General features: G+C 61.0%; 24 protein-coding genes and 1 pseudogene. 20 read left to right on the top strand and 5 right to left on the bottom strand.

The features are described from left to right. Nucleotide 1: 1 nt before the first annotated feature. From GSQ95_RS09965 to GSQ95_RS09910, 12 genes and pseudogenes are all read left to right on the top strand, one after another. Entirely contained in the window at nt 2-928 is a 927-nt protein-coding gene (locus GSQ95_RS09965; protein WP_158896118.1) for a hypothetical protein, read from the top strand. A 93-nt stretch (nt 929-1,021) separates the two neighbouring features. Beyond that, nucleotides 1,022-1,234 (top strand): helix-turn-helix domain-containing protein, encoded by a 213-nt coding sequence (locus GSQ95_RS09960; RefSeq protein WP_158896120.1) that lies wholly within the window; start codon nt 1,022-1,024, stop codon nt 1,232-1,234. Between the two features lie 134 nt (nt 1,235-1,368). Then, nucleotides 1,369-1,689 carry an ogr/Delta-like zinc finger family protein gene (locus GSQ95_RS09955; RefSeq protein WP_158896122.1) on the top strand — a complete coding sequence of 107 codons (321 nt, stop codon included), beginning with the start codon at nt 1,369-1,371 and terminating at the stop codon, nt 1,687-1,689. Further along, nucleotides 1,686-1,940 carry an AlpA family transcriptional regulator gene (locus tag GSQ95_RS09950; RefSeq protein ID WP_256664540.1) on the top strand — a complete coding sequence of 85 codons (255 nt, stop codon included), beginning with the start codon at nt 1,686-1,688 and terminating at the stop codon, nt 1,938-1,940. The genes GSQ95_RS09955 and GSQ95_RS09950 overlap by 4 nt, the downstream gene beginning before the upstream one ends. Then, nucleotides 1,937-2,188, top strand: a complete 252-nt coding sequence (locus tag GSQ95_RS09945) for an AlpA family transcriptional regulator (protein ID WP_093249402.1) — start codon at nt 1,937-1,939, stop codon at nt 2,186-2,188. Before GSQ95_RS09950 ends, GSQ95_RS09945 begins: the two co-directional genes overlap by 4 nt. A gap of 32 nt (nt 2,189-2,220) precedes the next feature. Then, nucleotides 2,221-2,493: a hypothetical protein gene (locus tag GSQ95_RS09940; protein ID WP_093249407.1), complete on the top strand. Its 273-nt coding sequence runs from the start codon at nt 2,221-2,223 to the stop codon at nt 2,491-2,493. A gap of 518 nt (nt 2,494-3,011) precedes the next feature. Then, nucleotides 3,012-3,275, top strand: coding sequence for a hypothetical protein (locus GSQ95_RS09935; RefSeq protein ID WP_158896124.1), 264 nt, complete (start codon nt 3,012-3,014; stop codon nt 3,273-3,275). Continuing rightward, complete coding sequence (locus GSQ95_RS09930; RefSeq protein WP_158896126.1) at nt 3,268-3,525, top strand: hypothetical protein; 258 nt, start codon at nt 3,268-3,270, stop codon at nt 3,523-3,525. Before GSQ95_RS09935 ends, GSQ95_RS09930 begins: the two co-directional genes overlap by 8 nt. Further along, a complete protein-coding gene (locus GSQ95_RS09925; RefSeq protein ID WP_158896128.1) occupies nt 3,518-3,796 on the top strand; it encodes a hypothetical protein in 279 nt (92 codons plus the stop codon). The genes GSQ95_RS09930 and GSQ95_RS09925 overlap by 8 nt, the downstream gene beginning before the upstream one ends. After that, a complete protein-coding gene (locus GSQ95_RS09920; protein ID WP_158896130.1) occupies nt 3,789-4,796 on the top strand; it encodes a toprim domain-containing protein in 1,008 nt (335 codons plus the stop codon). The genes GSQ95_RS09925 and GSQ95_RS09920 overlap by 8 nt, the downstream gene beginning before the upstream one ends. Continuing rightward, a pseudogene (locus GSQ95_RS09915) lies at nt 4,793-6,583 on the top strand (DUF927 domain-containing protein). Before GSQ95_RS09920 ends, GSQ95_RS09915 begins: the two are co-directional and overlap by 4 nt. A 400-nt stretch (nt 6,584-6,983) precedes the next feature. Then, nucleotides 6,984-7,748 carry a hypothetical protein gene (locus GSQ95_RS09910; RefSeq protein WP_093249426.1) on the top strand — a complete coding sequence of 255 codons (765 nt, stop codon included), beginning with the start codon at nt 6,984-6,986 and terminating at the stop codon, nt 7,746-7,748. Between the two features lie 59 nt (nt 7,749-7,807). On the opposite strand, the gene GSQ95_RS09905 is transcribed toward GSQ95_RS09910, so the two are convergent. Continuing rightward, nucleotides 7,808-8,299, bottom strand: coding sequence for a hypothetical protein (locus tag GSQ95_RS09905; RefSeq protein WP_256562850.1), 492 nt, complete (start codon nt 8,297-8,299; stop codon nt 7,808-7,810). A 903-nt stretch (nt 8,300-9,202) separates the two neighbouring features. Between GSQ95_RS09905 and GSQ95_RS09900 the strand changes: the two genes are divergently transcribed. The 3 genes from GSQ95_RS09900 (at nt 9,203) to GSQ95_RS27130 (ending at nt 12,024) form a co-directional block, all read left to right on the top strand. Then, a complete protein-coding gene (locus tag GSQ95_RS09900; RefSeq protein ID WP_158896132.1) occupies nt 9,203-10,990 on the top strand; it encodes an ATP-dependent endonuclease in 1,788 nt (595 codons plus the stop codon). A gap of 7 nt (nt 10,991-10,997) precedes the next feature. After that, entirely contained in the window at nt 10,998-11,558 is a 561-nt protein-coding gene (locus tag GSQ95_RS26275) for a DNA cytosine methyltransferase (RefSeq protein ID WP_218580203.1), read from the top strand. 106 nt (nt 11,559-11,664) lie between these two features. Next, nucleotides 11,665-12,024, top strand: a complete 360-nt coding sequence (locus tag GSQ95_RS27130; protein WP_218580202.1) for a DNA cytosine methyltransferase — start codon at nt 11,665-11,667, stop codon at nt 12,022-12,024. Between the two features lie 386 nt (nt 12,025-12,410). Here GSQ95_RS27130 and GSQ95_RS09890 read toward each other — a convergent pair whose 3' ends face one another. Next, nucleotides 12,411-13,154, bottom strand: a complete 744-nt coding sequence (locus GSQ95_RS09890; RefSeq protein WP_372240098.1) for a cation transporter — start codon at nt 13,152-13,154, stop codon at nt 12,411-12,413. 131 nt (nt 13,155-13,285) lie between these two features. Between GSQ95_RS09890 and GSQ95_RS09885 the strand changes: the two genes are divergently transcribed. Next, on the top strand, nt 13,286-13,720 hold the full coding sequence (locus GSQ95_RS09885) for a helix-turn-helix domain-containing protein (protein ID WP_158896136.1): 435 nt from the start codon (nt 13,286-13,288) through the stop codon (nt 13,718-13,720). Between the two features lie 108 nt (nt 13,721-13,828). Here the strand turns inward: GSQ95_RS09885 and GSQ95_RS09880 are convergent, their stop codons facing one another. The 3 genes from GSQ95_RS09880 to GSQ95_RS09870 form a co-directional block, all read right to left on the bottom strand. Beyond that, the gene (locus GSQ95_RS09880) at nt 13,829-14,449 is read right to left on the bottom strand and encodes a LysE family translocator (protein ID WP_158896138.1); all 621 of its coding nucleotides are present in this window, start codon (nt 14,447-14,449) and stop codon (nt 13,829-13,831) included. Nucleotides 14,450-14,557: 108 nt separating this feature from the next. After that, a complete protein-coding gene (locus tag GSQ95_RS09875; RefSeq protein ID WP_158896140.1) occupies nt 14,558-15,046 on the bottom strand; it encodes a hypothetical protein in 489 nt (162 codons plus the stop codon). Nucleotides 15,047-15,261: 215 nt separating this feature from the next. Continuing rightward, on the bottom strand, nt 15,262-15,648 hold the full coding sequence (locus GSQ95_RS09870; RefSeq protein ID WP_256664539.1) for a response regulator: 387 nt from the start codon (nt 15,646-15,648) through the stop codon (nt 15,262-15,264). 234 nt (nt 15,649-15,882) lie between these two features. Between GSQ95_RS09870 and GSQ95_RS09865 the strand changes: the two genes are divergently transcribed. From GSQ95_RS09865 to GSQ95_RS09850, 4 genes are all read left to right on the top strand, one after another. Continuing rightward, nucleotides 15,883-17,496 (top strand): hybrid sensor histidine kinase/response regulator, encoded by a 1,614-nt coding sequence (locus GSQ95_RS09865; protein ID WP_158896144.1) that lies wholly within the window; start codon nt 15,883-15,885, stop codon nt 17,494-17,496. 256 nt (nt 17,497-17,752) lie between these two features. Further along, nucleotides 17,753-19,246 carry an ATPase domain-containing protein gene (locus GSQ95_RS09860; protein WP_158896146.1) on the top strand — a complete coding sequence of 498 codons (1,494 nt, stop codon included), beginning with the start codon at nt 17,753-17,755 and terminating at the stop codon, nt 19,244-19,246. Then, on the top strand, nt 19,243-21,345 hold the full coding sequence (locus GSQ95_RS09855) for an ATP-binding protein (RefSeq protein WP_158896148.1): 2,103 nt from the start codon (nt 19,243-19,245) through the stop codon (nt 21,343-21,345). The genes GSQ95_RS09860 and GSQ95_RS09855 overlap by 4 nt, the downstream gene beginning before the upstream one ends. Nucleotides 21,346-21,380: 35 nt before the next feature. Next, a complete protein-coding gene (locus GSQ95_RS09850; RefSeq protein ID WP_158896150.1) occupies nt 21,381-21,875 on the top strand; it encodes a GNAT family N-acetyltransferase in 495 nt (164 codons plus the stop codon). The last annotated feature ends 109 nt before the right edge of the window (nt 21,876-21,984 follow it).

The raw sequence follows: 21,984 nt of genomic DNA, 5'->3' as shown, positions 1-21,984 counted from the left end.
AATGTCATCTTATGAATCCAAAGAGTGGCTCAACTATTCAGAGGCCGCCGCTTACCTATCGGATAAAACCGGACGAAAGTTTGACGAAGACGCCATTGATAGGGCTGCGACCAACAACATAGTCCGGGCACACTATTGGCCAACCGATGACGCAGACCTAGGTGTTTTCAGTATCGTTTACGACGAAGAAAGAATGAAGAAGCTGCCACCATTCTTCGCGCGCTATGTCGAGTCACCGGTACCTGTTTTTCTAGAAAAATCGGAATATATAGTTCATTTCGAAGGGCCTGTACCAATTACCCATTATCAAATTTTCGCCATCAACTGCAGGGCAGGACATCAACAGCCTATTGGCATTACTGTTCAAATCAATCCGCTGGATAGTGGAGTAATAACCGTCGGTGGCTGCTACAGAGTCGGTGAAGATGGAAAGCCCATCAGCCTGAAGGAAGGTCACTATGACTTCTTCATCCACATCACTGACCTGGAGCAGCTTGCAGCAACTCTGCCTAACCAACCACAGCTGCCCCCGTGCATCTGCAACTTGAACCTCCTCAAGTCGCCAGACGAGGACAGCTCAGAAGATATTCCTTTCATCAACAGTCCCGCGCCGTGGATGGCTTATCCCATTACTAATCGCCGAGAGACAAGTAACGTACGGCCAAGCACAACCGCTGCGCCCAAGCGCCCGGAGCCACTACTCAGAACAATTGGCTTCGCTGCCCACCTGATTGCAGAGTTGGGTGACAAGCTCGATCAACTCGAGAAGGTGGGAAATCGGAAGAGAGGGCTTTCGTGTGGCGATAAACCCAACTGCTCGACCATCTCGAAAGAGCTTGCGCGTATAGCGGCTGAGCACAACTACGAACTGAAAAGCGATGGATTCAGCAAAACGCTGAGCGCAGCGCTCAGGCACCTGCACCCCTGATTTTCCGAATTCGGAATTCGGAAAAAAAGCCGGTCAGGCGCCGTAACCCAGCACTCTTCGCTCCGGCATCGAGAACGCATTACGGAGACGAAGATGCATCATCCCTCACCTACGGCGCATTGCGCTGACCTCTGGACGCCCCGTCGCGCAGCCCAAGCGCTGGGCGTCTCCCTTCGCACGCTGGCCACCTGGCGCAGCACTGGCCGCCATGACCTGCCGTTCCTCAAAGTCGGGCGCCTGGTGCGCTATCGCGAGCAGGACGTCGCCCGCTGGCTGGAATCTCGCTGTCAGGGAGGTGCCGAATGATCCTCGCCATCCCCCAGCAAACCACTCCCGCCCTACCAAATACTTGTAGCAGCGTTTGCTACAAGTCCGCCGCATATCGTTCCTCAGTAGTCCAAGGGAAGCTTGGCACGTCCAGAAACCAAGGCGTGCCAACCATGACAAACACTCCCAAATCCAACCGCAACACCACGCCCCGGCGCCGGTGCCCTGACTGCGGCGCGTCCCTGGTGAAGCGCAGCTCGACGAGCAAACACCTGCTGCTGTCGCGCACTTTCCTTATCTGCCGGAATCCGGTGTGCGGCGCGACCTTCCTGGGTATCGACGAGATCACCCATCGCCTCAGTCCATCCAGTCAGCCAAACCCTGACGTCACCCTTCCCTACGCGCCAAGCGCCCTCCGCCGAGCGGCATCGGCCGACCTGGAACAGGATCCCGGATCGAATTGCCCCGGCCAGGTCGAGAGAGGTGCAGCGTGAGCGCGAACTCCAACAAACAACCCGTCAGCCTCAGCCAGGAATCGCTGCGATTTGTGCGTATGCCCGAGCTGCTCGTCTTGACCTGCCTTTCCCGCACCACGGCGCATCGCCTGATGAAGACTGACCCGACCTTCCCCAAGCCGGTCAAGCTCAGCGACAGCGGTGCCCGCAACGCCCCCGTAGGCTTCGTCCTTGGCGAGGTCCAGGCCTGGATCGAAGGCCGTATCGCTGCCAGGGAGCAACGTGCATGAGCAAGCCGGCACAGAGCGCATTCCGCCCCATCGAGCGCATCAACCTGGGCAATCGCCTGCTGCGGCGCCGCGAGGTGGAACTCAAGACCGGCAAAAGCCGGGCTGCGATCTATGCCGACATTCGTGCCGGCATCTTCCCGGAGCCGGTCCCCATCGGCCGGAGCAGCGTCGCGTGGCTGGAAGCGGAAATCGATCAGTGGATCGCCGACCGTCTCGCCGAGCGAAAGCTCATCAGCGCTGCTCCCTAGGCCTAGCAGTCCCCTACCCTCGGAGATCCACCATGAACCGCTGCACCCTGACCATCGACAACCAGTCCATCACCTTCGCCGTGGAAGACCTCGCCAGCATCGAAAGCGCCCTCCTGGACGCGGCGCGCAAGCCTGGCGAGCAGACCTTCCGCCGCCTCGGCCCGAGCCGTGTGGGTGCCAAGATCGAGCTGAACGTGTCCAGCGCTTCCAACGGCGCTCAGCACACGGCCAATGGCCTGCCAGGCGGCGCCCTGATCTTCAACCAGACCAGCGCCGACACCCCTGTCATCCTGACCGACTGCTGATCCACCCCCGCTTCCCTTCCTGAATCCATACGCATACGCCGCCGGGCTTGCTCGGCGGAGAGGAGTTTTGCATGTCTCAGAAAAGACAAAGCCCCGGCAAGCGCGCCAACGCTGCCAGGGCTCAGAACCAATCAATTCGCACCCGCAAGGCTACCACAGCCCTGGGTGTTTTCAGCCGTTCGCCCCGCGTGACCAGCGCTGTTGGGCTGCACGACCTGTTACAGGTAAAGCCCGCTCAAGCCTTGCCAAGCCTTCCGAAGACAGCCTATAGTCGTGGCGTCACGGCAAATTCCGTGATCGACCTTGGCCGGTCGACAAGCACATGGCGCACAGGCGCCCAGACCTTTACTGCAGGCGCTTTTTTTGTGTCTGCCGTTCCGAGTTATGGCAGCTGTGCGCGGGACACCTTCGGGTGTGCCGGGATCCTTGTGCCCCGGTCGGCCAACCCGCGTACAGCTGTCGCCATTCCTCGCTTGGCCGCGAGCGGTGACAGCTCCTCAGCACAGGAGCTACACCCTATGAAGCGTTCGCACGCCCTCAATCCGTCCCCCCGTTGCATCCGCGTCGCCGCACACAAGGCCATGGCCTTAGCTGCCCTGCACGCAAACTCCAGCCTTTCCACCCGTCTCGCCCGTTACAACCACCACATGCAGCGCGCTCGCGCCCTCGAGGCCAGCCTCGCGCCGACTGCCGCTACCGACACCACCCTCGCCCTTCGCCCCACGACGCCTACCGCCGTCACCCCGGTGGCCACCGCCGTCCTGGAGGTGCGCCATGGCTGATTCCATCGATGCCCTCCACCAGCTGCTGACCGCGTTGGCCAACCCGGCCGGCCAGTCGCCGTCGCGCCCTGCCCTCGAGGCCATGCTCGATGCCGTCGACGCCCTCAACCATCAGCCCGGCGTCGCTAACCAGTTGCGCGCCGAGGTCCATGCCGCCGAGCAGGCCGGCCAGCTCCATATCCGCCAGGTGCCGCTGTCGCTGCTGCGCCTGCTCCTGGCTATGGTGCAGACGGGGGCCGGCCATGAATAAGCTCATTCCGCTGACCCTCAACCCGACCTATGCCTCGGTCCTGCTGGTGGATACCTCCCCGGGCTTTGCCGCGTTGGTGGACTGCGCCGAGCACCGCCTCACCGCTGCCTATGGCCTGGTCGATAGCCTCACCTGCATGACCACCAAGGACGCCGCCAGCCAGGACCTGCTCAACGTCGCCGAGGTGGTCCAGATCCTGCTGGCCGATGCCACGGATCTCTACAAGGCAGCGCGCACCGTCGGCCTGCATGGGGAGGTGCCTCATGGCTGAGAGTCGCATTCCCGACCTGATCCGCCAGGCCGCGCTCCACGCCCTGGCCAACGCCACCACCCTGCTTCCCGAGTGGCTGCCGAAAGGCAGTCGCCAGGGCCGCGAGTGGGTTGCGCCTAACGCCGCCCGGGGCGACCGCCAGGCCGGTTCCTTCGGCGTCTCCCTGGACAGCGGTAAGTGGAACGACTTCGCCGACAGCGCCGCCCACGGCGGCGACCTGGTGTCGCTGCTGGCCTACCTGCGCGGCTGCCGCCAGGGCGACGCGGCACGGGAGATTGATCAACGCCTCGGTCTGGGCCTATTCGAAGCGCTCGCCAGGGGGGATGGCCAACCCTCGGCCGACGCCCTAGCCACCCGCCAACGCCTCGAGCAGCAACAGCGCGACGCTGAGGCGCAGCTGCACGACAAGCAGACCGCTGCAGCGCGCCAGGCGGCCTTGCTCTGGCAGCATGGCAAGCCGGTGGATCGGCTGCACACCTACCTGCAGGCGAAGCAGGTCGAACCGTTCGGGCTGCGCCAGATCTCCCACGGCCGGCTGGCGGTGCCCCTGGTCTTGGGCGGCCGCCTGGTCTACCTACAAATCATCGATGGCCAGGGCAACAAGCGCTTTCTGGCCGGGGGGCGCGTCCAGGGCTGCTACTGCCCGCTGGGCAAGGTCCAGGACGGCGCCCGGCTGTACATCTGCGAAGGCTGGGCCACCGGCGCCACCCTGCACCATCACACCGGCGCGCCGGTGGTCTGCGCGCTCAACGCCGGCAACCTCAAGCCGGTGGCCCTGGCCATGCGGGAACGCTTCGGCCGCCGCGTCGAACTGGTGATCGCCGGCGACGACGACCGCCTCACCTTGGGCAATCCCGGCCGCGCCGCGGCGAACCGGGCGGCCGCCGCGGCGGAGGCGCTGGTGGTCTTCCCCGATTGGCCCTATGACGGTCCGGCCGAGCTATCCGACTTCAACGACCTGCACCTCTGGCAGAGCGGACGCTGGGAGGTGCCGGCATGAGTACGCCCGAAGCGAAAACTGGCCTGAGCCTGGTCGGTGAACCCAAGGCGCCGGACCGTGACACCTTGGATCGGCCGTGCTTTGCCGTGTACGACCGCCCCGTCTTCAAGGAAGGCAAGCAATTCCGCGAAGGCACCTGGTACCACGGCGTCAAGCACACCGGCCCGGAAGACAAGCCGGTTCCCTTCGACTACTGGATCTGCTCGCCGCTGCACGTCGACGCCGAGACGGTGAACACCGAGGACGGCAGCATTGGCCGCTTGCTCAGCTTCCGCTATCGCGGCAAGCGCATTGAGTGGGTCATGCCCATGGAAGGCCTGGCCGGCAAGGCCGACGAGGTGCTCAAGGCGCTCATGCGCCAAGGCCTGGCCATCGAGTACCACCAGCGCCGCCACGTCGCGCCGTACCTGGCCAGCTACCACGCGCCGGCACGGGTGATCGCTACCACCACCAAGCCCGGCTGGCACGAATCCGGCGCCTTCGTCCTGCCATCGCGAGTAATCGGCGGCGACAACGTGCGCTATCAGGATTCCGGCCGGGCGGTGAACCTCTTCACCAGCAAGGGCACCCTGGCAAACTAGCAAGCGCAGATCGCGCCATACTGCTTGGGCAATCCGGTGCTGATCCTGTCCGTGTGCTGCGCATTGGCCGGGCCGCTGCTGGCCAAACTGGGCATCAACGGCGGTGGCATCCACCTGGTCGGCGATTCCTCGAGCGGCAAGTCGCTGGCGCAGCTGCTCGCGGCGTCAGTCTGGGGCAACCCAGGCACCTTTGCCGCGTCCTGGGACGTGTCCAAGGGCGGCGTGGAGATCGAGGCGGCGTCGCGCAACGACACGGTGCTGATCCTGGACGAGATCAAGCGGGCCGACCCCAAGCGCGTCCAGGAGATGGCCTACGCCATCGCCAACGGCATGGGCAAGAGCACCATGACCCGCGAGCGCGAGGGCCGCGCCAAGCTGACCTGGCGCGTCCTGGCGCTGTCCAGCGGCGAGCGCTCGCTGTCAGAGCATGCTGCCATTGCCGGCAACGGCGCCCACGCCGGCGCGGAGCTGCGCATGGTGGACGTGAACGCCGGCACTCGCCCCTTCCGGGCGTTCGACGACGTGCACGGCCTCACCGGCCAGGAATTCCACCGGCGGCTGACCGATGCCGTCGGCCAGGACTACGGCCACCTGGGGCCGGCGTTCGTGGAAAGCCTGCTCAAGACCCCTGAAGACTTACTCGAGCGCTTTCGCCAGGTCCGCGCCACCTTCCGCACGGAAAGCTCCCATGCCGGCCGGGTGGCAGATCGCTTCGCCGTGCTCGCCCTGGCCGGCGAACTGGCGGCCGAGCGCGGGCTGCTGGGCTGGCCAATCGGCGCAGCGGGCAACGCTTGCCGCCAACTGTTCGGCGAATGGCTCGCCAGGATGGGTGATGGCAACGCCGAGGAGCGCCAGATCCTGCGCGGTATCGGCGATTTCATCGCCCTGCACGGCGACAGTCGCTTCTCCTGGATCCACGCCGAGCACGCTGCCTCGACCGTGCGCGATCGGGCCGGCTTCTACGAGCTGATCGACGATCGCCGGCTGTACCTGTTCAACGCGCCCGCGCTGCTCGAGGCGGCGGCCGGCTACGGCAAGGAGCGGATCCTGCGCGCTCTGGTGGAAGCCAATGCACTCGCCAAGGTGGATGAAGAGGCGCGCACCTCCCGGCGCACGAAACGCTATCGCACGCCAGGCGGAGGCAATGCCCGGTTCTACGTCATCGACCCCGAGCGCCTGGATGCCGAGGGAGAGAGTCAAGCATGAATCTCTCAGTAGATATCACCTTGCTGACTGTTTTCAGCGGGAACAGTGGGAACGTGGGAACAGGCCAGCAACGACGCGGGTTGCAGCGTTCCCATTTGAATTACGAGAGTGGGAATGTGGGAACACAACTCTGTTCAAGTAATAGCCTCCCTCCTCCCTCTGTTCCCGCTCGAAAAAGGGTGGGATCAAATTCCCACTCGCAAACCCGCATTCCAGAGCGGTTTTGTCCGCGCGCCCACGTTCCCGGTCGATTCGCGTTTTCAGACACGAACAAGGGTGTTCTGGCACGAAGTGCTTGACGCTCCTCACTTAACTTGATCCACCCAACCCAACCGCGACGGCTGGCCGTGCTCGAGCACGGTCGGTCCGGAGCACCCCAACCCCAAACTAGAGACACCCCATGAACACCGAAACCCACACCACCGCCCTCCCCGAAGACGTTGCCGCCGCACTGGCCAGCCATGACCAGGCGAAAGCCGCCTACCTGGCCCAGCGCGAAACGCTGATCGCCCTCGGCAAGCGACTGGAAAAGCACCGTGCTGCGGCCAGCGCTGCCCGCCACGAATCGGAGACGGCCGGCAGCGAATGGCGGGCGGCATTCCGCGCTGCCGATGGCGACCCAAGGCCGGAGATCTTGAAGGTGAAGCGCGCCGAGCTGGACAAGCGCGAGCTGGCCGAGAGCTACGAGGAGCTGGCAAGCGAGTTGGAGCCGAGCTACCAACTGGCGCAGCTGGACGCAGTGGAGGCGCGCAAGCGATACGCCTACACCAGAGACCAGGCGGCAGCCCTCTACGGGGATCATCGCTTCGCCGCCGCGTCCGCTGCGATGTTCGCCACCGATGAGGGCCGTGCCTGGCTGCAGCTGGCCAGACGTCAGCAGGCACGCCACCTCCGCGCGGTCCTCGGTGAAGGGATGATCGCTAGCAGCGATTGCGAGCAGGCGGCCCGAGGACGCTTCGAACGTTCGCTGGCAACGCTGGTGGACGCGGCTGGGACCGGACTCGAGCCAGCTGACGCAGATCCGCACGAGCAGGCGCTGCAGGTGCTTCCAGCCGTAGCCTACGAACTCACGGGCCAGGAAGCATCGAGTCCCACAATGCTCGCCCGGAAGCGGGCCAACCTGCTCGCCCTGCTCGAAGAGAAAGGCGTTCAGCACAGCGCCTAGCTCTTCCTGGCCAGCGACAGGCCGCCTACAGGCGGCCTGTCGCTATCCGGGTGAACGAGTCAGCTGACCGCTTGCAGGGGTGCTTGTGCAGGCATAGCCGATTGCAGGCTGGCCAGATTGATCGTCTCAGCGTCGAACGCGCTTGGGTGACGATTCACGATTGCCTCAAAGGTGCCCCGCGCAATGCCGTCCGCTTCGAAGTCGGTGCGGCATTGAAGAACGCCGGAGTGGCAGACGCTGCGCTGCACAGCGGCGATCAATCCACCCGCGCGCAGGCTCTTAATGATGTTGTGCGGCAACTGCCGGGAGCGCCGCAGGGCCGCAACGGCGGTGGCCAGGACATCGAGGATCTCTTCCTCTACCGCAGAGAAGGGACCATTGCCCAACCTGGCTTTTTTCAGCAGGTATCGCCGGGCCAGGGTGTGGGCATGACGGTCCAACTCAGCCTGGACCTTTCCGTTGATGAGGCCGCGAGCGGTCAGGCTGCTTTCCAGCGCGATGAGGTATTCCCAGTCGAGATTCTGGGAGATCTGGGCGACGACACGATCCATAGCTGCTATCCCTGCAAGTGGTTCCAAGATGGCGATCTGATAGCACCTTCGATGAATCGTTCCCAACCGTCCGTCTCCAGCCGCCGCGGGCCTCTTACCCCAGCGCGCGCCGTTGTCCCCCCGCCACGCCTGCGGGCTAAATGTGTCGGTTTTTCTGCATCCCTGCACTGTCCTGAAGGCCGCGCCAGCTGTGGTCCTAAGGCTAGACTCTGCACCAGAAAAAACCCTGCAGATCCCTGCAGCTGAGGCATGAGTAACCCATCCAGACCTAGTGGCAGAAATTCGTGAGTCGGATCACAATTACCAATTCAAGCCAACAGCATAGGGAAAGTGATTTGGACTGGAACACGTTGGGATCCGCAGACATTCTGCCGAGCGTAAAAGATCTCTATCTCCCTGCCTTGACGGCTGGACTGTATTGGGGATTCAAAAAACTAGGTGGTCCGGCAATTACCAAACTGGTCTATCTGTTAAGAGGCCTCCGTTACCGAGACCTTGTAAAAGCAAAAAAGATCAGGATTGACCGACTCAAAACGTTAAGAGAACTAAAAAAGGAGGCTGCGCTATACACTTGCTTTCTACTCTCAGCAGTTATATCTCTTGGCCTTCTGATCCTACCAATATATCCCTCCCAGCGCCCATTTAGCGCGCAAATAGCCCAATTCGCATTCTATCTCACACCCGTTCTAATACTCGAAATCATGTGGCTTGTTCAAAAGTCCTTTGTAGACACATTAATAGAAGAAGCATCTAAACTACCGCAAGAAATTACACGGTCTATAAAAACTGGCACACAAAGCCCGTTAAGGGACGCTATGAGAAAAAAACGAATTGAGAAGAAAAAATTAAAAAGCGCGCTGAACTTTAAACGCGTACGACGTAAAACTTACTAAGCATAAAATCATGATAAACATTAAAGGTCTTCAAGCGGCTTTTGAATTCGATCAATTCGAGCCATCTGTCAGGCACATTAGATTCCCCCACTTCAAGAACCTAGAACCGTACCTTCGCATCGAGTTTAGCTTTCCAATAACAGCCATTGTTGGCCCTAATGGATCAAATAAAAGCTCAGTTCTAAGAGCGCTTGCCTGCTGTCCACAATACTCGAATCTCGGCGACTTTTGGTTTTCGACGGACGTAGATCCAATAGATGAAACTGGGGGACGACCGAGATATATATTTGGCTACAAAGATCCGACTTCGAAAGCCATAGTGGAGGTAATACAAACAAGAATTTCCAAGCCTGATGAACCTGATTATTGGGAGCCGTCTAGGCCACTAGTCGGAGATGGTATGACAAGGCTTCCCAAGTTAGCAGATGGCAAAGTACATCCAGGAAGGACAAGAACCCGATGGAAAGGAATAAAAAAAGAAGTGCTGGTTATTGATTTCAGAAACGAAATCAGCGCCTTTGATAAGCTTCTTTATCGTGGACAGTCAGTATCAGCTCTACGCGGACGAAAGCCGAAAAAAATTCTCAGACAGCGCTCAGTTTATCTAAAGCGAGCAGTTAATGAAGACCTTAAAACGCTTCGACCATTTAAAGGACGAAAAGAGCAAATTTTCTCCAACATTGAGCTTAGTGCAATTGAATTGAGAAAAATTTCGGACATAGTAGGCCGAGAATATGTCAGCATAAAACTCATCCTGCACGATCTGTTTGAAAACAATTCCTATACAGCCATAATCAAAACAAGAGATCTAAGCTATAGCGAAGCATTCGCAGGAAGCGGAGAATTTGCAGTCATAATTTTGGTTCACAAGATTCTAAAGGCTAAGGATAAGACGCTGATAGTCATAGATGAATCGGAAGTCTCACTTCATCCTGGAGCACAGTCAAAGCTCATAGAATTTTTATCCGAGCAGTGCATTCAGAAAAAGCATCAAATATTCATTGGCACTCATTCAAAATCAATAATTGATCAGCTTCCGGACAACGCTATAGTGCTGCTGCAGCAAAACCTGGCATCGGGGCGAGTTGTTTGCCCGCAAAACGTAAAGCCGAATGAAGCATTTTTCCATCTTGGTCTTTCGCCTGCTAACAAAAAGAAAATATTTGTAGAAGACCTTCTAGCCAAGGAAATTGTTAGGAAGGCCCTCAGGCTGATTGGAGAAGCGGCGATGGAGCAATTTGAGATTATCCCCTATCCAGGCGGTGCCAAATCAATATTCACTACATGCATGCCCGGCCTTTTTCAAACCCAAGTAAATAACGTATTGTTTTTGTTAGACGGCGATCAAAAACCGCAGAAGGCCATCACGCCTCCTGAAAACATTCCTGAAATAGACACAAAAGCCATCAAGGAACAGATCAAGACTTTCACAGGTGCTCAATCAATTGAATTCTCACGAAACGGCGGGGATGACCCGAACGCTGAGCAAGCACTTGAGAAATTGGAAAGGGGATTTCTAGAATACATCATCAAGCATACAAGCTATCTTCCAGACGAGAATCCAGAAGTCTTCATCTGGAATAATATGGAAAAAACAGCCATCACTGCTTTATGTGAAAACGAGAAATCCAAAGAAAAGTATGCTAAGCTCACCCGATTAGAAAAAGGGCTAATGGATACCGAAACGGTCACGTCAGCTGAGATACTTGAGACACAAGTTAGAAAGCTGGCCACTATCCCCCCTGACCACCTCGATATTGTTGAGCTCTCCAGGACTTTACGGAAGTACATTGACTGAGACCGCTATGAACGTTGACGTATTCGACTTTTTCTCTGGATGCGGCGGCACCAGCTGTGGATTCCGTGATATCGGACTCAATATAAAAATGGCTATCGACATCGACTACGATGCGATTCAGACATTTAAACAAAACTTTCCCGACGCTAATACGATACAGAAAGACATCCGCGAAGTAAAAACGGATGACATTAGCCACATTTTAGGCAAAAGAGAGAATCCACTTCTATTTTGTGGGTGTGCTCCTTGCCAACCGTTCTCCAAACAAAATCGGCAAAGAACCTCTAGCGACACCAGATCTACGTTGCTAGACGAGTTTGGTCGATTTGTCGAAGCGTGGCTACCTGAATATGTTTTTGTGGAAAATGTCCCAGGAATACAGCGTCGCGCTGCGAACAGTAAGACTTTCAAGAATTTTTTAGGGCTTCTTGACAGACTTGGATACAACCACGACTCCAAGGTAGTAGAAGCCCAGTGGTTTGGTGTACCTCAAAGACGTGCCAGACTTGTTCTGATAGCGTCCAAAAAACAAAGTATCTATACCTGCGCCAAGTCACGGCGCCAGTAAAATACCCTACTCAACATTACGCGACTGGATATCCGAACTTCCCCCACTATTAAATGGCCAGGTCAATGAACGGGACCCTGATCACTTTGCACTAAAACTTTCTGATTTGAACCTGCAAAGAATTCAGAATACTCCTGAAGGTGGAGGGAGAGAACATTGGCCTGAAGAATTGATTCTTGAATGCCACAAGGGATACAAAGGGCATTCAGATGTGTACGGAAGGCTGAGCTGGGACAAGCCGGCAGTAGGTCTAACAACACGCTGTATAAGCTATTCAAATGGACGTTTTGGACACCCTGTCCAAGACCGAGCCTTGAGCCTGCGGGAAGCTGCACGGCTACAGACGTTTCCACGTTCCTTCACTTTTTTTGGCTCAAAAAATTCCAAGGCTCGTCAGGTTGGGAATGCTGTACCCCCGCTTATGGCTGCAGCAATCTCCGTAGGACTTTTTTCTCCGAACGAATAAACCAGACAGGCTAGAAGGACTGACGCGCAAGCAGTGGATCAAAACCACCGTGTATGCCAGCTTGTATGCCCAGAGATCACAAACCGCCTAGAATCCAGCATCTAAGCAGCTTAGAGACGAATGTATTGACGTAGTCGCCCCGACCAATCTGACCCGCAAGGATCACCCCAAAGCCCGCCCAGTGCGGGCTTTGTTGTTTCTGGCGTTTGGCAATCTGCCCTCGCGGCGCTCACCCCTTTTCTCTCCTGCACGACCGCTCCCACAGGCGCCCATTCTGTTCTCCGGCATGCCAAACCGGGAAGCGGACGTCTCGGTGGTGGATTGTCCACGACCCAAGGAGCGACGAGATCGCCTTGCCCGCCCCTGCCTGCACAGCAACAGACCGCCTACGGGCGGCCTGGCTTTTCCACGGCTTCAAAAGCCCCCTTCTTGCTGTCAGAGGCGCAGCACGAAGCAGCCGGAGCGCGCTGACCAGGCGCAACGATGACCGCTGGCGCCTTACCGCCGCAGCAGGAAGACACCGGCGGCTCTTGCATCGGAGCGACTTGCAGCTCCTGCGCTGGCTCTCCCTGCCCTTCCGAAGCAAGACGCCACGCGCGGTAGGCCTCACGGCTGACCTGCCAGGCCGAGAGCAGGAACAGCGCGGCGATGGCCAGACCGACCAGGACGTCTGGCCAGAGGCTGCCGGTGACAGCCACCAGGATGGCGGCCAGCACCACGCTGGTATTGGCGACCAGATCGTTCCGTGAACAGATCCAGGTGGACCTCATGTTCAGATCGTCCGCGCGATGGCTGTACAGCAGGTAGAAGCAGTAGGTATTGGCGAGCAGTGCGACGAGTCCGACCGAGCCCATCCAGTCGGCCTGGGGCACCTCCTGCAGGATCACCTTGCGCACCGCGTCCGCGATCACCAGCACGCCGAACAGCAGCATGAAGCCGCCTTTCACCAGGGCAGCACCGGCGCGAGCTCTATCCCCGCGATGTAGCATGAACAGCGTCAGCGCATAGACCGAGGCATCGCCGAACATGTCCAGGGAATCCCCGAGCAGCGCCGTCGAGCCGGCCAGCCAACCGGCCGCGAACTCCAGCAGAAACATCACCGCATTGATCGCCAGCACACTGTAGAGCACGCGACTCTGGCGACCTCGCAACTGAGCCAGCTCGCTGGCCTTGTCTTCGCAGCAACTGTCCACAGCACCCTCTCGGCAACACTCAGGATTTGCCCTAGGCTGAAGGTTATAGTCGCTATAAGGTCAAGGCCATGAACGCCTCTACGTACACCATCGGTCAGTTGGCCAAGGCCACGGATACCAAGACCGTCACCATTCGCTATTACGAAAAGGAAGGGTTGCTGCCGTCCTCGACGCGCTCTGCGGCCGGCTACCGGATGTACGGCCCGACCGAACGGGATCGGCTGCTCTTCGTCAGACGTGCCCGTACGCTGGGCTTCAGCCTGGATGAAGTGCGGGAGCTACTCGGCCTGGCGGATAGACAGCAGGCGCCTTGTGACGCTGTGGATGGTCTGGTGGCAGAACACCTACAGCAGGTGCGGCAGCGGCTTGCCGATCTGCAAGCCCTGGAGAGCGAATTGCAGCGACTGTTGGCGTGCTGCCACGGCGGGACCATAGCGGAATGCAGGATCATCGAGTCGCTGGCGGGTGCGTCAATGCCTGGAGGTGGGCGGCGCCTGGGCTAAAAGGGGCATCCACCTGCGCGCTTGCACCTCCAAGGCTTGCCAAGTGCGGGCCTTGTCGTTTCTGGCGTCTGGCTTTGGCGCCCGCTCGGAAGCGCCGCTCCCCCTTCTCTACCGCCGACTCAACGCCAGCTTGGCGGCGAACAGCAGGAAGACCATCCCCGTCACCCGATCCAGCCAGCGGATCACCCTGGTCTGGCGCAGGGCCTTGCCCAGGGTGCGAGTGGCGCCGATCAGCGTCAGGGACCAGAGCAGGCCCAGCGCCACATGGATGGCGACCAGGCCGAAGGTCCAGGCGATCAGGGGTTGGCCCTGGGGAATGAACTGGGGCAGGAAGGACACGTAGAAGATGCCGACCTTGGGATTGAGGATATTGCCCAGCATGCCCTTCACGAAGCAGTTGGAGGCCGTGCCGCCCTCGCCTGCCGCTGGCGTAAGCGCCGTACGAGGTCGCAGCAGCAGGTTGAGGCCGAGCCAGCAGAGGTAGGCGGCGCCACAATACTTCAGCAACGTATAGGCCAGTTCCGAGACTGCCAGCAACGCGCCCAGGCCGAAGGCCACGGCGGCGCCCCAGAGCAGGCAGCCCGCGTTGATCCCCAGGGCCGCACGCCAGGCCTGGGCGCGTCCTTCGACAGCGGCAGTGCGCAGGATCAGCGCGGTATCGAGGCCTGGGGTGACGGTGAGCAGGGACGCGGCCAGGGTGAAGGCCAGCAGGTTATCGGCGAGGGCCATGACAGGGCTCGTTTCATCTGGGGGCTTGGAAACGGTAGCACGGGGTCAGGACGGCGATCAGCCTGCTCTCGAACCGCCATGGCCGCCCGCAGGCGGCCATGGCGAGACTCAGCCGGCGGCGCGGAAGGCCGGTTCCTGCTCGGCGATGTAGCGCGCGGCGGCGCGGCGGGCTTCCAGCTCGAAGGCCTGGGGATTGCGATCGACGATGCGCTCCAGGGTACCGCGGGGAATGCCGTCGGCTTCGAAGTCGGTGCGGCACTGCAGCGCGCCGGCGTGGCAGACGTTGCGCTCGACCGCCTCGATCAGGCCACCCGCGCGCAGGGTCTTGACGATGTTGTGGGGCAGGCGCCGATTGCGGCGCAGGGCGGCCGTGGCCGTGGCCAGGACGTCGAGGATCTCGTTTTCCACCGGGGTGAAGGGGCCGTTGCCGAGCTTGCCCTTCTGCATCAGGTAGCGGCGCGAGAGCAGTCTGCCCTGGCGTTCGAGGGCTTCGCGTGCGGCCAGGTCGAGGCGACCGCGGCTTTCCAGGCTGCGCTCCAGCGCAATGAGAAATTCCCAATCGGTGATCTGAGAAATCTGGGTGATGACTGCGTCCATGAAGCGCTCCTTGCCAGTCGGGAATAGATGGCACATTGATAGCGTTCAAGGCTTTTGGTTCCCTGCAAAACGGGCATGCCGACGGACGTCATATCATTTGGCCAGTCGAAAGGGGGTACTGCCGACGAGCGCGTCTATTCGGGGGACGAAAGGAGGCGTGACTGTAAAGGCGGCAGGCCGGCACGGGCAGGTTGCGCCACCCAAGAAGCAGGACCCTAGCGACGCGGCAGCAGGTCCTCGACCAGTTGGCTGAGGTCGGCCACGCTCCAGGGCTTTGGCAGGAAGGCCGCTCGGCGCGGCAGGATGGCGAGATCCTGGTCGATGTAGCCGGAGATGATGATGAAGGGCACGGTGGGCCAGCTGACGGCGGCCAGCTGGGCGAAGGCCAAGCCGTCCAGCATGCCCGGCACGTTGACATCGGCGATTACCATCTTGGTATCGCTGCCGCGGCTATCCATGTGGGCCAAGGCCGCGTCGCTGGAAGCGACCGCCACGACATCCAGGCCCTGTTCGGTAAGGATTTCGGTCAGCAATTCGCGCTGCCCAGGATCATCTTCCAGAACAAGAATTTGTCTTTGTATTTCAAGGCTTCTTGGCTTCATGGCAGGTCAGACAGCGGGTGTTGAAGAGGTTCTCCCGAAACCTACCTAACGGTCACCTGAGGCAGGTGAGCGGTACGCTGGCAAATGGCCGCCAACGCCGCATCACGCCTGGCTTTAAGGCCAGAAAACAGCTATGCCAGACGGGCCCGCAAGGGGTACCAATGAAGTTTTTTCGCCGCTTGGCTGTCTGAGGGCCAAGACGCCTAATTTTGCCTGCGCAAGGATTCCGCCTCCGTGAGCCAGAAGCACCCACCCCGCAAGGCGCGGGTCGACAATTCCGCGACGAGCGATGTCTCGCACGAGGGCAAGAACATCTTCTTCGCCGCCGTGGAAACCACGCGGATGCCGATGCTGATCACCGACCCCAACCAGCCGGACAACCCGATCCTGTTCGCCAATAACGCCTTTACCGACATGACCGGGTACCGGGTGGACGAACTGCTGGGGCGCAACTGCCGTTTTCTGCAGGGGCCGGAGACCGATCGCTCGGTGGTCGCCCAGATCCGCGAGGCGGTGGAGCAGGAACGCGAGATCTCGGTGGAGATCATCAATTATCGCAAGGACGGCTCGACCTTCTGGAATGCGCTGTTCGTCTCCCCGGTGTACAACGATGCGGGCGAACTGACCTATTACTTCGCGTCCCAGCTGGATGTCAGCCGGCGGCGCGATGCCGAGGATGCCCTGCGTCAGGCGCAGAAGATGGAGGCGCTCGGTCAGCTCACCGGCGGCATCGCCCACGACTTCAACAATCTGCTGCAGGTGATGATGGGCTACATCGACATCATCCAGCGCACCGCGGAGCGGCCCAGCCTCGATCAGGAACGCATCGTGCGCAGCGCGACCCATGCCAAGTCGGCGGCCGAACGCGCCAGTACCCTCACCCAGCAACTATTGGCGTTTTCGCGCAAGCAGAAGCTCGAAGGCCGGGTGCTCAATCTGAACAACCTCGTCCGCGGCGCTCATGAGCTGGCCGAGCGTACCCTGGGCGCCGTGGAGATCCGCACCCAGCTGGATCCCGAGCTGTGGAATTGCCGGATCGACCCTACCCAGGCCGAGGTGGCGCTGCTCAACATCCTGATCAACGCCCGGGACGCTCTGGTGAATTGCCCGCAGCCCAGCGTGGGCATTGAAACGCGCAACGTCGAGGTGCGCGAGTTGGCCAGCATGTCGTACGACGGGCTGATGCCCGGTCGTTACGTCAGCCTGGCGATCACCGACAACGGTCATGGCATGCCCGCCAGTATCCGCGACCGGGTGATGGACCCCTTCTTCACCACCAAGGAAGAAGGCAAAGGCTCGGGGCTGGGGCTATCGATGGTCTATGGCTTCGTCAAGCAGTCCGGTGGCACGGTGCGCATCTATTCGGAAGAAGACGTGGGTACCACGCTGCGCCTCTACTTCCCGGTTGACGACAGCCGCATCACCCATCAGCAGGCGGAGCAGCGTTCGGATCGCCGCAGCGGCACGGAGCGTATCCTGGTGGTGGAAGACCGGCCGGATGTCGCCGAACTCGCCAAACTGGTGCTGGAAGACTACGGCTACACCGCGCAGATCGCCTTCAATGCAAGTGAAGCCTTGCGGGTACTGCGCGAGAGCGAGCAGCCGTTTGAGCTGCTTTTCACCGATCTGATCATGCCCGGCGGCATGAATGGGGTGATGCTGGCACGGGAGGTAAAGCGGCTGCATCCTCAGATCAAGGTGCTGCTCACCACCGGGTACGCCGAGAATTCCCTGGAGCGCACCGACATCGGCGGTTCGGAGTTCGAGGTAATCTCCAAGCCCTATATCCCCAATGATCTGGCGCGCAAGGTACGCCGGGTGCTGGATGGACCGAACGGCATCGCCTAGACACCACGAGGTGCCGTTAGAGCTCCGGGAAGCACCGGCGGCGCGTCGAACGCTACCGGCGGAGTGGCCCGAGACAGGCGACGCGATTAGACTGACGATAATTCAGGGCGACAGGTGCCTTTGACTTCCTGTACCGCCATCTTCCGGCGCAATTCCAGCAGTTGCCTACACCGTCTTTCCAAGGTCTGCTCGGAAGCCGTCTGCGCGGCGGGCTTGCTGTCCTCTTTCGCTCCTTCGCCGCGAGGTCCCGTCACCCATGAGCTTTCCTAGCCCGTCCATCATCGCGACAGGCAATCCCGGCCTGGACGGGATACTGCGCGGTGGTTTGCCGAAAGATCGGCTCTATCTACTCGAGGGCACTCCGGGCTCGGGCAAGACCACGCTGGGTCTGCAGTTTCTCTTCGAAGGCGTGCGCCAGGGCGAGTCGGTGCTTTACATCACGCTGTCGGAGACCGGGGAAGAGCTGCAGAGCGTCGCCGAATCCCATGGCTGGAGCCTGGACGGCGTGCATCTTTTCGAGCTGTCGGCCGCCGATGCGGTACTGGGCGGTGCGCAGGAGCAAACCATCCTGCATCCCTGGGAGTCCGAGCTGGGTGACACCATAGGGCTGATCCAGGCTCGCGTAGATGAGCTCAAGCCTCGTCGCCTGGTGTTCGACAGCCTGTCCGAGATGCGCCTGCTCGCTCAGGACCCGCTACGCTATCGACGCCAGGTATTGGCGCTCAAGCAATTCTTTGCCGGGCGTGGCCTCACCGTGCTGCTGGTGGACGACCTGACCACCAGCGGCGGCGAACGGGACAACCACCTGCACAGCCTCTGCCACGGTGTCCTGACCCTGGAGCGGCTGACGCTGGAATTCGGTGCTGCCCGCCGTCGCCTACAGGTCCAGAAGTTGCGCGGCGTGGACTTCGTCGCCGGCTATCATGACTTCACCATCCGCCGTGGCGGGCTAGAGGTCTATCCGCGCATGATCGCGGCAGGGCGCTACCAGGATTTTGCCGGCGAACCCGTGCCCAGCAACATCGCCGATATGGACGCCCTGCTGCACGGCGGGCCGTTGCGGGGCACCAGCACTCTGCTCACCGGCCCGGCCGGTGCCGGCAAGACCACCCTGGCCCTGCAGTTTGTGATGGCCGCCTGCGCACGCGGCGAAAAGTGCGCCGTCTATGAGTTCGACGAGCGCATCGGCACCCTGCTCAAGCGCGCGGACAGCATGGGCATGCCGCTGCTGCGCCACATGCAGGAAGGGCTGCTGGTGATCCACCAGATCGATCCCGCCGAGCTGTCTCCGGGCGAGTTCGCCTGGCGCGTGCGGCGGGATGTCGAGACGCATGGTTGCAGGATGCTGGTGTTGGACAGCCTCAACGGTTACCTGGCTGCCATGCCGCAGGAACAGCAGCTGATCCTGCAGATGCACGAATTGCTCTCGTACCTGAGCCAATCCGGGGTGGTGACCTTTTTGATCAATCCCCAGCACGGGCTGGTCGGTTCGATGACCTCAAGTCTCGATATCTCCTATATCGCCGACACCGTGGTGCTGATCCGCTTCTTCGAGGCGCAGGGGCGCCTACGCAAGGCCATTTCCATCCTCAAGCACCGCGGGGGCGGTCACGAGGACGCGATCCGGGAATTGCGCATCGACACCCAGGGCATTCGGGTCGGCAAACCCCTGGTGGACTTCCGCGGCGTACTGACCGGCACGCCGGAGTATTTCGGTGCCAAACAGCCCCTGATGGAAGAGCGCGATTGACCAGAAACGCAGCGGCGTCCTGCGAACTCATCATCTGCGCGCCCTTGAGAGGTGATGCAGCCAGCCTGCAGCGGCTCTTTACCCAGGGCTACCACACCCGTTATCTGTCCACCCTGGACGAGGTGGCGGCGACGCTTGGCGACGACATCGGCATCATCGTCTTCACCGAAGAGGCCTTGCGCCAGGACATGGGATCCCTGGCCAAGGCACTGGAACGGCAGCCGACCTGGTCGGACATTCCCCTGGTGCTGCTGGCGTCCGATTCCAAGCGTTCGGGACGGGGCAATGATCTCCTGCGCCGTCAGTTGCCTGCGGCGGCGACCAATCTGGTCATCCTGGAACGGCCTCTGAGTGGGGCTTCCCTGCTGAGCAGCGTCGCGGCCGCCTGGCGCTCGCGCTTGCGCCAGTTCGATATGCGCGATCGCCTCGCCGAACTCGCCCAGGAGCGCGAGCGCATGCAGACGCTGCTGGAAAACCTGCCAGTCGGGGTGTGCTTCATGGACGGTGAAGGCCGCATTCTGGTCAGCAACCCGTTCTATGACCAGCATGTGTCCGGCCGCCAGATTCCGTCTCGGCACCCTGAGGAGGCGCTACGCTGGGCCGCGCTCGACGCTGCCGGTCAATTGCTGACACCTGATCAGTTCCCGGGGGCGCGGGCCTTGCGAGGCGAGCGGGTGAAGGGACAGGACTTCTATCACTCCAACGACGCAGGCGAGGAATCCTGGTTGCGCGTCAGCGCGGTGCCCTTGCACGACGAGGCTCAGCGGGTCATCGGCGCGACCACGATGATTGCCGACATCAGCGAGGAAAAGCGCGCGGAACTGGCATTGCGGCGCTTCAACGAAGAGCTGGAATCCCAGGTGGCGGAACGAACGCGCACCCTCGCCCATACCTTGAGCGAGTTGCAACGGGAAACCACCGAGCGCGGTCGCGCCGAAGAGCAGCTCCGCCAGTCGTTGAAGATGGAAGCGGTCGGCCAGCTCACCGGCGGTATCGCCCACGACTTCAACAACATGCTGACCGGCGTGCTGGGCGCGCTGGATCTGATGAGACTCAAGGGCAAGCGCCAGCTGGAAGGCCTGGAGCGCTACATGGATGCAGCGCAGCAGTCGGCGCATCGGGCAGCGTCGCTCACCCAGCGCCTACTGGCCTTCTCGCGCCGGCAATCGCTGGAATCCCGGCCCATGTCCGCCAACGAACTGATCCTGGCGCTGCAGGAACTGCTGCAACGCACGGTGAGCGAGCAGATCTCGGTAACCCTGGTCCTTGCCAATGACCTGCCCTGGATCCTGGCCGACGCCAATCAACTGGAGAACGCCCTGCTCAACCTGGTGATCAACGCCCGCGATGCCATGCCGGACGGTGGGGTCATCACCCTGGTGACGTCCCTGGTCGCCGTTACCGAACAGGGAACCGAGGACGATGCCCTGGCTCCGGGAGACTATGTCTGCATCGAGGTGCGGGACAGTGGGACCGGCATCCCGGAGCGGCTGCTGGACAAGGTGCTCGAACCCTTCTTCACCACCAAGCCGCAAGGTCAGGGCACGGGGCTGGGCCTGTCGATGGTGTATGGCTTCGCCCGGCAGAGCAACGGCCGCCTGACCATCGCCAGCGACAGCAGCGGGACGCAGGTCTGCGTCTTTCTACCGTTGGCCGAACAGCGCCGAGAGCCGCTACGGCCTGAGCCGGCGGCGCTAGCCCAGGGTGCCGGGCAGACCATCCTTCTGGTGGAGGACGATGATGCCGTCCGGCTGGTCAATCAGGAAGCGCTGGAAGCCCTGGGTTATCGAGTGTGGAGCGCGGCCGAAGGCAAGGCCGCGTTGCGCCTGCTGGATCAGATTCCCCAACTGGATCTGCTGGTGACCGATGTCGGCCTGCCAGGCCTCAATGGTCGGCAGTTGGCAGAGGTGATCCAGCAGCTCAGGCCACGGTTGCCGGTACTGTTCCTCACCGGCTACGCCGAAGGCGCGCTCAGCAGGACGGCCTTTCTGGGTGGTAACATGGAGCTCATGACCAAGCCCTTCACCCTGGACCAGCTGGCCGCGCAGGTCGCCGCCATGCTGGCCGGGTCCGCCAATCGGGCCGCGGTGCCCTCCTGAGGTCGGCGCCGCCCCGCGACCAGACCAAGGCACCCATGACCACCCAGATCCGCCCCGCCCGCCGCGAAGACGCCCGCCGCATCCACGAACTGATCGTCGAACTGGCCGACTATGAAAGGGCCGTCCACGAGGTGCTGGCCAGCCCGGCCCAGATCGAGGCCACGCTGTTCGCCGCCGCTACCCCGACCCGGGCGCTGGTCGCCGAGCACGAGGGCGCGGTGGTGGGCTATGCCGTGTATTTCTACAGCTATTCCACCTGGCTGGGCCGCAACGGCATCTACCTGGAAGACCTCTATGTGAGTCCCAGCGCTCGCGGCACCGGCCTGGGCAAGGGCCTGCTGCGCGAACTGGCCCGCGAGGCGGTGGCCAACGACTGCGGCCGCCTGGAATGGAGCGTGCTGGACTGGAACACCCCGGCCATCGACTTCTATCAAAGCCTGGGCGCCCAGGCGCAGGGCGAGTGGGTGCGCTATCGCCTGGACGGTGCGGCGCTACGGGATTTCGCGGGAAGCGGCGGTAGGTTTTTGTAGGTTGGGTTGAGCGCCAGCGAAGCCCAGCACCGCCAACGTTGGGCTTCGACGATAGAGCCGTCTCAACCCAACCTTGTATCTCTCCTGGGTAATGGGATTAGCTACCTCA

The organism is Pseudomonas sp. BAV 4579 (assembly GCF_009765395.1).
In the GTDB taxonomy this organism is placed as follows: Bacteria; Pseudomonadota; Gammaproteobacteria; order Pseudomonadales; family Pseudomonadaceae; genus Chryseomonas; species Chryseomonas aestiva.
Note: the sequence above shows the minus strand (reverse complement) of the source record. Positions and strands in the feature narration are given on the sequence as shown.